The following is a 12,969-nucleotide window of genomic DNA, read 5'->3' on the forward strand; positions in this document are numbered from 1 at the left end:
ACTTAGGCATAGTAATCTATTGATGATGAAGTTTGTTGTCGAGAACTTTGTGGGTTAGCCCCATCTTGCTCATCATTTTTATCCTGCTGTGTATTTTTATTAGCCGTTTGACCTTGTGATTGCCCTTCGCCTTCATCGCTTTGCTCACTACCAGATTGCCCGTAAGAAATCGTACTTTCACCTAAATCAATTCCCTGCTCGGCTAACATTTCACGTAAGCGCGGCATTGATTGTTCAAGTGCTTCTTTAGCTTGCTGGTTTTGCACTACAAAATTTATTTGTGCTTGTTCAGCATCACTTCTGATACGAATTTGCATGCTGCCCATTTCTGGCGGATCTAAGCGAATTTCAGCTTCTTTATTGCTAATGCTTAGCATTGAAGATACACGCTCTTGAAGCATTTTAGCTGCATCACTTTTAACAATATTAATAGCCTGCATCATACTTGCATCTATATTTACCTGCTTAACCTGCGCGGTGCTGCTTTGTAATTGCTGCGACTGTATAGCTTGGCTCTCTAAAATAGACTGCTCATAACGAGCGTTGTCGTACTGAGTATTTATTTGTGCCTGCGTATTATTAATGCCATCGGTTATCAACGTAAACACCTGAGCTACACGCGATAAACCAGTATTTGTTTTAGGCTCTTTAAGTAAGCTTTCCTGCTCGGCCTTTAGGGCGTTTAACTCTTCTGGATTTACACCGTCTTGCTCAATACTAGAGGGTGCTTCAGCATTAATCATGGCTTTATTTTGCGTTGTATTCGCAGTCATTGCAGCATTACTGGCTTGCTGCGCATTTAAAGCCGCATTTGCAGAGCTCGACACACTTTGCGCTTTGCTCTCACTAAGCTGCGTATCAAGCATAGTTTGTAAGTTGCTTATTGTTTCATTTACTTTTTTGAGCGTATCACCTGTTGGTTGCTCGTTACTCACATAGCTTTTCAATTGGCTAAGTAGCGCCTGCTTTTCATCGCTATTTAGGTTTTTTAACTGAGATTGAACTAGCTCACCGGGCATGCTTGGAGCTTTTTCGTTTTGTACAACAAACTCTGTCAGTAATTGTTTAACGGAGCTAGCACGATCATCACTTTCACTTGGCGTGGTTTCAGCAAAGGAGCTTTTAACGTGCTCGTTTAATTGTGCACGTTGCGCTTCGCTTAATGAGTTGAGTACTTTAGATGTAGTTGATAGCTCTGATTGCGTAGATGAACGAGTCAGTTCTTTGGCTAATTGCTCTATGTCTGCATCGCTTATAGGCAGCGCACTTTCAGCATTCAATACAGTGCCTGACGCTTTTGTATTCTCAGCACCTTTACCTTCATTATTTAAAGAAGGGGCTAAATTTTCTCCAGCGCTTTGCTTAGCTGCTTTAGTTTCAAGCTCAGCGTTTGTAAACGCACTTTTTTTACCGTTGCTATTATTATCATTTAAAAGAGTATCTTCGGCTTTAGTCGTTATGGCATCGGCCTCACCAGTTTCACCTAGTTGCGAAGCTAAAAAGCTGACACTTTTATCACTCTTTTTTGCACTTAAATCACTAAAATCATTATCGCTATTGCCGTGTTTTTTTACACTTACGTCAATCACTTGCGAGGAGTTTATTTGTGCTAAAACGCTATCGCCAGATAATAACGTATCTTGCGTGTCATCACTTAATGAAGCTGTCGGTTTTTTGCTATTGGCTAGCTGCTTATCATCTATTGGCAATAAAGAGCCAGCTTGGCTAGGAGCCTCAGAATTAGAAGGTAATACAAAGGGTTTGTCTGCATCTTGTAGCTGGCTTAAAAAATCATCACCAGATTCGTTACCTGCAGGTAAGTTATTGTCTTTAAATGCTAAAAAAGAGTCTTTTTCAGCTGTTGCCAACATTGAAATATCGTTTATTGCCATAATTCACCTACACAGCACTGCGGCAAGTTGCCACCGCACTTTGCCAAAATTAATTACCACCTACCAATAAAGCAATAAACGCGCCAGAGTTATAAACTTTTACGGCGCTGAAAAAATTGATTAGCAGAAAACTCGTCCAGCATTTTTTGCTCACTCTTTGCCATTAACGCCGCCGCTTTTAGGTTTTGTTTTTCAATTAATTTTGCTACGGCTTTTGCTTTTACCTGCTGCTTTAACCACAAAGCTTTACGCTGTGTTACAACTTGCTTAGCGGTATTTACCGTACTGGCTTGCTGACGAATCGCTTCTTCAATTTTTGCTATAAAGGCATGGTACTGGCCAAAGCCCGCGCTTGATAAACCGGACTTTCCTTTCACATGTAATTGCTGAGAGTATTCTAATCTAAAGTTATTTAACCCTTGCAGCTTTTGTTGGTTAGCTTGTAAATTTTGATTGGCTTGTAAGTAGCTCATGCGCAGATTTTCTTCTTTGTCGTTTTCGAGCTTAAGCAGTAAATCGAGCTTATTTTTTGCCATTATGCTTGTCCTAGTAATTGAGCTAGACCGTGTAAACCATCGTCGTAACTTATTACATCACGCATACCTTGCTGTAAAAACGCATTTACGCGCGGCATCATATTTATAGCTTGATCAAGCATTTGGTCAGCCCCTTTTTGATACGCACCTAAGGTGATCATATCTTTATTTTGCTGATACATTGAATACACTTGTTTTAATACGCGGGCCTGCTGCATATGAGGCTCAGACACCACTTGCGGCATAACACGAGAAATTGATTTTTCGATATCTATCGCGGGGTAATGACCGCTATCGGCTAAGTCACGCGAAAGTACAATATGCCCATCTAAAATAGCACGTGCAGCATCGGCTATTGGGTCTTGCATATCATCGCCCTCACTAAGCACAGTAAAAAACGCAGTGATAGACCCTTGCCCTTCGCCGCCATTACCCGCTCGCTCCACCAGCGCCGGTAATTTAGCAAATACAGAAGGCGGATACCCTTTTGTTGCAGGAGGTTCGCCAACCGCTAGCGCTATTTCGCGTTGCGCCATGGCGTAACGGGTTACTGAATCAAGCAATAACAATACGTTTAATCCTTGATCACGAAAGTACTCAGCAATGGTCACCGCACTTTCACAGCCTTTCAAGCGCATAAGGGGCGATGCATCAGCAGGAGCAGCTACCACAACAGAGCGTTTGCGCCCTTCTACACCGAGTATCTCTTCAATAAACTCTTTTACCTCACGGCCACGCTCACCCACTAGGCCAACCACAATAACATCGGCTTCACTGCCGCGGGTCATCATACCTAAGAGTACTGACTTACCAACACCAGAGCCTGCAAACAAACCCATACGCTGGCCTTGCCCTACAGTAATAACTGAGTTTATAGCCCGTACACCTACATCCATAGGTTGGCTGATTGGTCTTCTAGCGAGGGGGTTTATGGGGTTTTGTGCAAACTTTAAATAGTGTTCGGCGTTAATTTTCCCCAGGCCGTCAAGCGGGCGGCCTAAGCCATCAACAACGCGGCCCAGTAGGCTCATACCAACGGGCAATCCGGTATCATTTACTTGTGGAATAACACGCGCACCGGGTAACACACCGGAAATGTGGTCATTAGGCATTAAGTAAAGGGTTTGCTCACTAAAGCCCACCACCTCAGCATCTACAAACCCTGACATAGTTTCTATTTTGCATTGGCTGCCTACAGGCGCACGTAGCCCTTTCGCCTCAAGGGTTAAACCGACTACTCGGGTTAAAATACCCGCTACAGCAGGTTTAAACGCTGCAATATGGTGTTGGTATTGATTTAAGCGTTCGCTTAGAGGTGCACGTTGAGCTGCCATAACACGCCACAAAAAAGATTAGATACCACTATTATGCAAAAAACTATCCAACGTTTCTTTGACACGGGTTTTTAGGGTCATATCTAAAGACGATTGAGGCGTTTTAACTTCGCAACCGCCGCGCTCGAGTGTGGGTTCTGCAATTAGCTGCCAATTATTATCTGCAATTGTTTGCTCACCATAGCTTTGCTTTACCAGTTCTAGGTCATCTGGGTTTAAATGCACACGAACTTTTTCTTGCTCAGTATTTAATGCATCTATGCTTTTTTTAAGCGTATGTAAAATAACATCGGGCGATGTTTTAATTTCTTGATAGGTTATAGCTTCTGCCAACATAACCGCTAATTGCACTAGGTGCTTTTCTGCCAGTTCGTCCACTTTATCAAGCGGAGCGCTGAGGTTGTCGATTATGCTACGCAAGCTGGTTAACTGCTCTTCTATTAACGGCTTTACGTCTTCTTGGCCTTGTGTTTTACCAAGCTCTACGCCTTCTTTATAGCCTGCTTCTTTGCCCTCACCAACCCCTTTTTCAAAGCCATCTATGTAGCCTTGTTCGTGCCCTTGCTTTAAGCCTTCCTCATAAGCATCTTGCCTAATGCGCTCAAGCTCAGCCATAGTTAACGAAGGCAGTTCAGGCTCTTGCGGCTGAGTGTCTTCTACTGCTTCTTCTTCAACTTCTTTTTTATACAAATCAGAAAGCGGTGTGCCAAAAGCCGTTGAACGATTGCCAAAACTACGCTCATCAGGAGCAACGTCAGGTATTGGCCAGTTTTTTAAAAGCTCATCAGCATCATCTGCATGTAAAGGGCGACCTTTTAATTTAGACATAGCTTACAGGAACTCCTCGCCACCGCCGCCGCCTAGCTGAACTTCACCTGCGTCAGATAGACGCCTTGCTGTTGAAAGCACTTCTTTTTGGGCAGCTTCTACTTCACTTATTCTAACCGGTGCCATTGCCTCTAAATCATCGGCAAGCATTTCGGCAGCACGTTTAGACATATTACCCAAAATTTTATCTTTAAGCGCTTCATCAGTCCCTTTAATGGCTTTCATTAGTACGTCTTGCTGTACTTCACGCAGTATGGCTTGAATACCGCGGTCATCCACATCCAAAAGGTTTTCAAATACAAACATAAGATCTTGAATTTGCTGAGACATTTCTTCATCGTGTTCACGAATAGAGTCCATCAACTGCCCTTCTACATTTGTATCTAGGTAGTTCATGATATCTGCCGCGGCTTTTAAGCCACCCATTTTAGCGGCTTGTGCGCCTGCTTGGCCGGCAAATTGTTTTTCCATAATCTCGTTAAGTTCTTGCAATGCTGCAGGTTGCACTTCTTCAAGATTAGCAATACGCATAGTTAAATCTAGGCGCACTTTTTCAGGAAATTGCGCTAAGATTTCTGCCGATTGCTCAGGCTCTAAATACGATAAAACAATAGTTTGAATTTGCGGGTGCTCATTACGAATAATATTGGCAACTTGCTTTGAGTCCATCCATTTAAGTGAATCTAAGCCTTTAGCGCCCGAGCCCATTACAATTTGGTCGATTAAACTTGCTGCTTTATCTTCACCTAATGCGGCGGTTAGCGCCTTTTTAATAAAGTCTTCTGACTGGAAGCCAATTGTACTAAAGCTTTGTATTTGTTCTATAAATAAATTGTGAACTGCGCTTATTTTAGATTGTGACAAGTCATCTAGCGCAGCCATTGCCATACCCACTTTTTGCACTTGCTTAGGCTCTAAGTGTTTAAGTATTTGCGCTGCGTCTTCTTCAGATAAGCTCAATAAAAGAATTGCAGCTTTATCTACGCCATCTAACTTGTCAACATCAAACGCTGGCGGGAGTTGTTTTTGTTCTTGATCAGTCATCTTCTGTTAACCACGCTTTCACTACTTGTGATGATAGTTCAGGTTCGTTCGCTACAAGTGCTCTTACCGCTTTAAGCAAATCTTCGTCGCCATGTAAATCTGGCAGCTGTAGTGTACCATCGCTTGAGAAGCCTACAGAAGCAGAATCAAAGTCTTTATTTAGCATATCTAGCGTGCTATCGCCAATATCCACCCCAGAGCTTAATGCATCTTCATCGTACTCTTCGAGCGTATCATCTGGGTATATTAAGCGTTTAAGCATAGGCTTAACAACTGCCATAATAAGCACAATAATAACCAGCGCCCCCAATACTAAGCGGACGATTTTCATAAACCAGTCCTGCTCCCACAGCGGTACTTCTAAATCTAAATCAACTGCTTCGCGTACAAATGGCACGGTTACCACCTCTAATGCATCGCCGCGTTGCATATCAAAGCCTACCCCACCTTGTAATAGGCGACGTATATTTGACAAAGCCTCTACCGAGCGCGGCGCCATGGTTGTTTCGCCGTTTTCACCTACTTTTGGCACATAATCAACGGCAACCGAGACGCTAATTCTGCGAATAACCCCTGTTTGTTGGCGCTTATGTGAAATGGTGGTGTCTAGCTCAAAATTACGCGTAGCCTCTTTATGCACTCGACTTGGATTGGTTGCCGTACCCGCATTACCTTGGCCTGCTACTTCTGGAATAGTTGAATTCATAGGGGGCTGATTAGTCAGTGCCCCAGGAATACCTACCGCTAAGCCACCAATGTTGTTCTCTTCAAATGTGGTTTCGCTTCTTACTGCTGGTAAGTCTGGGTTGTAGCGCTTTTGTGTTTCTTCTACTGAGCTAAAGTCCATGTTTAAATCAACTTGCGCCGTGTAGTTACCCAAGCCAACTACAGGAATAAGAATACTGTCTATTTTCTCTAAATACTCTTGCTCACGCTTTCTTTCAATGTCGTACTCTTTACGAGAGCGTGCTGCTAATGAGTCTTGCGAGCCTGAATTAAGTAAGCGGCCGTTTTGATCTGTTACCGTTACACGTGAAGGCTCAAGCCCCTGTACTGCAGAGGCAATCATATCAACCACTGAGTCAATCTCCTCGCCATCAAGCATTCTGCCGCGCTTAAGAGTCAATACCACTGTGGCTGATGGCTTTTTCTCTCTGCGTGCAAATACGTTTTCTTTTGGAATGGCTAATAAAACTTTCGCGCGTGTTACGTTGTTTAATTCTTCTATGGTGCGGGCAAGTTGTTGTTCGCGGCCGTGTTTTAAGCGTTCACGCTCTAATCGTTGGCTAACACCAAAGCCCATATCTTGCATTATGATGTCGGTGCCTGAAGTAGGACCTTGCTCTAGGCCTTCACGGGCCATCAGCAATTTAATGTTTTGATACTCGCTTTCATCAACCGAAATTACGTTGCCGTCTAGTTCGTAGTCAATTTTTTGTGCATCTAAAAAATCAAGGGTTTGGATCAGCTCTTCTGTTGGCATTTTACCCAGCGGACGCATGTCTGGCTGACGTGCCCAAATAATCACAAATATGGCAATAGCTAAACAAATAGCCAGCGCAATAATAAGGGTGACTTGGCGAAGCACATCAACACCATTTAAGGCGCTTAAGTAGCCCGACTTTTGTTCTTGTTGCTCGTTATCTTCGCTTTGGTCAATACCGCCGCCAGCAAGAGCAAGATCTGTTGATTGATTAGATTGCGCCACAATAATTCTCCACTACCTACTTAAACAGGCATGTTCATAATTTCTTGGTATGACTCAACAAGTTTATTTCTTACTTGTACTGTAGCCTCAAATGCCACTGACGATTTTTGTGAGGCAATCATTGCCTCAGCAAGCGATACACTTCTATCACCCATTTCAACAGCCACTACTTTTTGTTTGGCATCTTGTTGTAAGCCATTAACCGTGTTTAATGCATCACTTAGTAAGTCACCAAATTGAGCAGACGATGTTGGCTGAGCTTTAGTAGGTAGCTTATTAATTTGATTTGTATGGCCTGCTTCTAAAGCCATTGATTGCATTTCTTGAAATAGCGCGCTGTTTTGAATTTTCATAATTTTCTCTGGCAAATGCAGTTAACGTTCATAAAGGGAATAAAGCACAAAGTGTGCCATAAAAATAAACCTTTAATTACATAAGGTTAACTATTATTTTTGAGAGTCAGAGATTTGACAACCCTAAACTAACCGTGGTTAGTTTAGGGTTATATAGAAGAAAGGGGTAAAGTTATGCGGGCAGCGAAATACCTAAATCACGCATTTGCGCTAGTTTATAACGTAAAGTACGCGGGCTGATCCCAAGTGTTTGTGCAACATCTTTACGTTTGCCTTGGCAGCGCGCTAGGGTTTCTAATATTATTTTATGCTCTTTATCTTTTAGCTCATCTTTATAGCTGCCAGTATCAACGCTAGGCAGTGAGCCACTCACCTCTGCAGGCGTTATTTTGTCATCATAATACGCGCCACTTGGAGTGTTCGCTTGTTCAGGCGCTATCTCCTGTGTAGGCGTACTGTTAATTGGCGCTTGCATTAAGTTTTCAATAAAAATGGCCTGTTCGCCAATTACATTGCCCGTTCGCAAAATAAGCGCACGTTGAATTACATTATCAAGCTCACGTACATTCCCAGGCCATGCATGGCTTAGTAATTTTTGTTCAGCGGCACTATCAAGCGTTGCTAGCGGCTCTTTACTTTTAACTAAATGGCGCTCTATTAAATGCTTAGCCAATACAATTATATCCCCTGGGCGCTCACAGAGCGGTCGCCACATTAGAGGAAATACATTTAAGCGATAATATAAGTCTTCTCTAAATTGATTATCTGCAACGGCTTCTTTTAGGTCGCGGTTACTGGTTGCGAGTACTCTTACGTCGAGTGAAATTGTTTTTCGGGCACCTAAACGTTCAACTTCACGCTCTTGCAATACCCGTAATAGCTTAGCTTGCAGCCCCAAGTCCATTTCGGTTATTTCATCAAGTAATATGGTGCCGCCTTGGGCTTGTTCAAACTTACCTGGGCATGCTTGTATTGCACCGGTAAACGCGCCTTTTTCGTAGCCAAATAAAGTGGCTTCAAGCATGTTTTCGGGAATAGCCGCACAGTTTATTGCCACAAAAGGCGCATCGCATCGGTTTGATTTATCGTGAATGTATCGCGCCAACACTTCTTTACCAGAGCCACTCGGGCCTAGCACCATAACACTTGCATCTGAGCGTGCCACTTTGCTCGCCAGTTCTAAAAGCGCAATACTGCTAGGGTCGGCAACAATTGGGCCGTCAGTGTCTTTTGGCTTTTCGGGTAAATACCGACTAACCATATTTAAAAGCACCTCAGGGGCAAATGGTTTAGCCATATAATCAATTGCGCCTAAGCGCATTGCCTCTACTGCATCATCAATCGTTGCATAGGCAGTCATCATTAATACGGGGAGTTCTGGGTAGTTAAGCTTAATGCTTCTGAGCAAATCTAGGCCGCTCATCGCGCCCATTTGCACGTCGCTGACCACTAATGAAAACTCAGATTTTTTTAATTGGATCATGGCTTGCTCAGCACTATCGGCTGCAACACAGGCAATACCCGACATTTCTAACGTGTCTATGAGTGCTTCTCTTAAACCTGCATCATCTTCAACCACTAGTATTGTATTACTCATGCTGTTTTCTCCTGCGTTGAGGCCGTGCATATGGGCAACAATAAACTAAAACATGCACCACCATTGGCATTATTAACCACTTCAACACGTCCTTGATGCGCATTAGCCACAGAGCTTACAACAGCAAGCCCAAGCCCTGTACCTTGGCTTTTTGTGGTATAAAACGGTTCAAAAATTTTCTCTATTTGGCTCAACTCTACACCAGGGCCGTTATCGCATACGCTAATACGCACGGTATCGGGTTCGCTGCTATCGCGCTGCGCTTTTAATGTCACCTGGGCTTGGCTGCCAATAATTTGAATACTATTGTGAATAAGGTTTTGAATAGCACTGGCCAGCGCGGTTTTATTACCGGTAATTTCTATGTCTGGCTCTGGTAGCTCGACAACAAGTGAGCTGTTATTTAAGGCTACCATTGCATCGGCACCTAGTTTTACCTCGTTTAAAAGCTGCTGCATAGAAACCTGTTCAACCACTTGTTGCTCGCCGCTTTTGGCAAAAAGTAGCATATCGTTAACTTGGGTTTCTAAATCTTTTAATCGCGACATTAATTTAGTTTGAAAGTTATCGCGTGATGACTCTGGTAGCTTTTTAGAGCCCAAATTGGCCGCATATAACATAGCCGCCGAGAGCGGTGTACGCACTTGGTGCGCAAGCGATGCCACCATTTTACCAAGCGCACTCAAACGCTGCATATGGGCTACGCGCTTTTGCAAACGGCGCGTTTCTGTTAAATCTGTCATTAATATTAATTGCCCAGGCTCTGGCGCTAGCGCGGTAATATCAAGCTTTATAAGGCGCCCATCTTTGAGCGACACTTCATGTCCATCATCTTGGTGGGGACGAAAAGAGCGCTGAATAATGTTAAACCACTTCTCTCCTTCGAGCGGCTCGCCTAACATATCAATCGCTATTTGATTGGCTTTTGCAATAAGCCCTTTGCCATCAAGCACTACAACACCCGCAGGCATGGTATCAACTAAGTGCGACAGCCAACTTGCCTGCTGTCTTAAATCACTTAATTCACCAATGTACTCTTCTTGAAGTAAACATGGGTTATACTGTTTTGCAGTAATAAACTGTGGTTTAAGTACACTCGCAAGGGCCATAATCAAATCTCTTAATGATGTAGATACAGGGCTAAATGCACAATTTATACCAATATTATTTTATATATTTTTCATTTAGTTACCTTACAATATCGCGTAACAAAAAAATGACGCACACTAAAAGGAATAATAATGAGTGAGCAAAATAAATGCCGTTGTGCATGGCTCGACGCCACAAAGCCTGATTATGTGAAATACCATGATGAAGAATGGGGAGTCCCCCTTTATGACGATACGAAATTATTTGAATTTATTACCCTCGAGTCGGCACAAGCGGGCTTAAGTTGGTACACCATTTTAAAAAAGCGCGCAGGCTATAAAAAAGCATTTGCTAATTTTAATGTGCAAAAAGTGGCTAACTTTACAGCCGATGATATAGAACGGCTAATGCAAGATGAGAGCATAGTGCGGAACCGCTTAAAAATTGCTGCCACAGTTAATAATGCTCAACGGTTAATTGAGATTCAAAAAGAATTTGGCAGCTTTAGTAATTACCAATGGGGATTTGTTGGCAATAAACCAATTATTAGTGATTTAAATAGTGTTGAAGACACCCCTGCAATTACCGAGGAGTCAAAAGCGTTTGCAAAGGATTTAAAAAAACGAGGTTTTAAATTTTTAGGCCCTACAACGGTATACGCACATATGCAGGCCTGTGGCATGGTAAACGATCATAGTAATAATTGTTTTAGAAGAGCCGAGATTATTAAAAATTATTAGCTATAAGCTGTAACCTGTAAGCTGTAAGCTGTAAGCAAGAAATTAAAAGAGCCAAACTCGGTAATTTGTAGTGGTTCGGCACTTGCTAAGTTTGGCTAATCTCGCGATAGATTGTACTTTTTCATTTTTTCGACAAGCGTTGTACGCCTTACACCTAATATTTCTGCGGCGCGCGCAACAACGTAATCAAAACGCTCTAACGCTTGGGTAATTAAGCTAATTTCAAGCTCTGCTAAATAATCTTTAAGCTCTATACCCTCTTCGGGTAATACGCCAGATCCTGGTTGGCTAAATTCAGGCTCTGGTTCATTATCATAATCGCTAAAACCTGAGCTAAAAATATCGTTAAAGGCATCTTTTTCAAGTAGCTCTTCAGGGTATTCTGGCTCGTATGCGTCTACCTCGATGTAGCGATATTTATTGGGTAAATCGGGTACATCCACTACTTTTTCAGGGAACATAATCACCATGCGCTCCACTAAATTAGCAAGCTCTCGGATATTACCAGGCCAAGCATGCTCTTTTAGGCTCTCTACTGCGCGCTCTGTAAATTTAGCCGACGTACCACTTTGCTCATTAACACGGCGCATTAGCTCTTTAAGTAATAAAGGTATGTCGTCAGCACGTTCATTAAGTGACGGGTTTTCAATAGGAAACACGTTTAAACGGTAATATAAATCTTCCCTAAAGCTGCCCTTTTCAATCATTTCCTCAAGGTTGCGATGAGTAGCGGCAATCACCCGTACATCTGCTTGAATCGCTTTTGTGCCACCTACACGCTCGTAGCTGCGCTCTTGCAATACACGCAATAACTTTACTTGCATTTGTAGCGGCATATCGCCAATTTCATCTAAAAACAGCGTACCGCCTTGCGCTAATTCAAACCGCCCTTTACGTGCAGAAATAGCGCCGGTAAATGCCCCTTTTTCGTGACCGAATAACTCGCTTTCTAGCAACTCTCCAGGTATGGCACCACAGTTTACTGGTACAAACGGCCCAGTATTGCGTTTAGATAATAAATGGACGTTACGCGCAACCACCTCTTTACCTGTACCCGACTCACCTAAAATAAGCACGTTTGCATCGGTTTTAGCCACCTGCTCAATTAAAAAGCGTACGTTTTTAACAGCATCGGTTTCGCCAACTAAACCATCAAATGTTTTGTGTGGTTTATGCTGCTTGTGGCTACCAGGCAACATACGTTGGTACTGTTGGCAGTCGTGTAATAACTGTGTGGTTACTTCGTGATTAAACGGCTCACAAATTAAGCCCACTACATTAGCAATACTTAATAAGGGCTTGAGTGTTTCACCAATCAGTAAAAAAGGCAGGGTTGGAAAACGCTTAATTAAGCTTTCATGATCTAAGCTTTGCAATGCACCTAAAATAACAATGCATTCTTGTTGTTGATACTTACTAGATACTTGTTCAAAATCACTTTCGTCAAGCAACTGCACAGCTTCCCCAATAAAGGTAAGTGATGCATGTAATCCTATTGCACGGTTATTATTATTATCTAAAATCAAGATCATAGTTAGCGAGCCATAATTTCACTAATTCATTTTATTAGCTAAATTGTAAGCGAGATCTGAATGGATGCAAGTAATAGCGGCGGTTTTTTGACATAAACGCCAAAAAATAGACGGATTAGTAAAATCAATCATACTTAAGAATTAATCATTAAGTATCAGTTTATATAAACCCAATATAAAAGCTTACTAAAATTTTAAAGGACAAATTACCCATTATACAAAATATATAAGCTATTATTTACTTAAGTTGAAAGCAGCAGTGCCGATAACTATACGATAGTAAAACGTTTGGCATTAATATTGCTTTGTTTTGATA

The 12,969-nt window shown here is 42.4% G+C and carries 11 protein-coding genes; 1 reads left to right on the top strand and 10 read right to left on the bottom strand.

Translation table 11 applies throughout. The features are described 5' to 3' along the window. Positions 1-2: 2 nt before the first annotated feature. The 9 genes from OIZ54_RS10235 to OIZ54_RS10275 form a co-directional block, all read right to left on the bottom strand. On the bottom strand, positions 3-1,892 hold the full coding sequence (locus OIZ54_RS10235) for a flagellar hook-length control protein FliK (protein ID WP_248442836.1): 1,890 nt from the start codon (positions 1,890-1,892) through the stop codon (positions 3-5). A gap of 89 nt (positions 1,893-1,981) precedes the next feature. Then, positions 1,982-2,428, bottom strand: a complete 447-nt coding sequence (fliJ, locus tag OIZ54_RS10240; RefSeq protein WP_004588294.1) for a flagellar export protein FliJ — start codon at positions 2,426-2,428, stop codon at positions 1,982-1,984. Further along, positions 2,428-3,762: a flagellar protein export ATPase FliI gene (gene fliI / locus OIZ54_RS10245; RefSeq protein WP_096041360.1), complete on the bottom strand. Its 1,335-nt coding sequence runs from the start codon at positions 3,760-3,762 to the stop codon at positions 2,428-2,430. The genes fliJ and fliI overlap by 1 nt, the downstream gene beginning before the upstream one ends. A gap of 18 nt (positions 3,763-3,780) precedes the next feature. Then, the gene (gene fliH, locus OIZ54_RS10250) at positions 3,781-4,590 is read right to left on the bottom strand and encodes a flagellar assembly protein FliH (protein ID WP_096041359.1); all 810 of its coding nucleotides are present in this window, start codon (positions 4,588-4,590) and stop codon (positions 3,781-3,783) included. Between the two features lie 3 nt (positions 4,591-4,593). Continuing rightward, positions 4,594-5,634, bottom strand: a complete 1,041-nt coding sequence (fliG, locus tag OIZ54_RS10255; RefSeq protein ID WP_096041358.1) for a flagellar motor switch protein FliG — start codon at positions 5,632-5,634, stop codon at positions 4,594-4,596. Then, a complete protein-coding gene (gene fliF / locus OIZ54_RS10260; RefSeq protein ID WP_004588290.1) occupies positions 5,627-7,342 on the bottom strand; it encodes a flagellar basal-body MS-ring/collar protein FliF in 1,716 nt (571 codons plus the stop codon). Before fliF ends, fliG begins: the two co-directional genes overlap by 8 nt. A 20-nt stretch (positions 7,343-7,362) precedes the next feature. After that, positions 7,363-7,695, bottom strand: a complete 333-nt coding sequence (gene fliE / locus OIZ54_RS10265; protein WP_248442835.1) for a flagellar hook-basal body complex protein FliE — start codon at positions 7,693-7,695, stop codon at positions 7,363-7,365. A gap of 172 nt (positions 7,696-7,867) precedes the next feature. After that, positions 7,868-9,292, bottom strand: coding sequence for a sigma-54-dependent transcriptional regulator (locus tag OIZ54_RS10270; protein WP_264390350.1), 1,425 nt, complete (start codon positions 9,290-9,292; stop codon positions 7,868-7,870). Then, complete coding sequence (locus OIZ54_RS10275; RefSeq protein WP_024032324.1) at positions 9,289-10,401, bottom strand: sensor histidine kinase; 1,113 nt, start codon at positions 10,399-10,401, stop codon at positions 9,289-9,291. The genes OIZ54_RS10270 and OIZ54_RS10275 overlap by 4 nt, the downstream gene beginning before the upstream one ends. A gap of 132 nt (positions 10,402-10,533) precedes the next feature. Here OIZ54_RS10275 and OIZ54_RS10280 point away from each other — a divergent pair, with 132 nt between their 5' ends. After that, a complete protein-coding gene (locus OIZ54_RS10280; protein WP_154945354.1) occupies positions 10,534-11,121 on the top strand; it encodes a DNA-3-methyladenine glycosylase I in 588 nt (195 codons plus the stop codon). A gap of 95 nt (positions 11,122-11,216) precedes the next feature. Here OIZ54_RS10280 and OIZ54_RS10285 read toward each other — a convergent pair whose 3' ends face one another. Beyond that, positions 11,217-12,653, bottom strand: coding sequence for a sigma-54 dependent transcriptional regulator (locus OIZ54_RS10285; protein WP_096739252.1), 1,437 nt, complete (start codon positions 12,651-12,653; stop codon positions 11,217-11,219). Positions 12,654-12,969 lie beyond the last annotated feature (316 nt).

The organism is Pseudoalteromonas sp. A3 (genome assembly GCF_025942345.1).
In the GTDB taxonomy this organism is placed as follows: domain Bacteria; phylum Pseudomonadota; class Gammaproteobacteria; order Enterobacterales; family Alteromonadaceae; genus Pseudoalteromonas; species Pseudoalteromonas atlantica.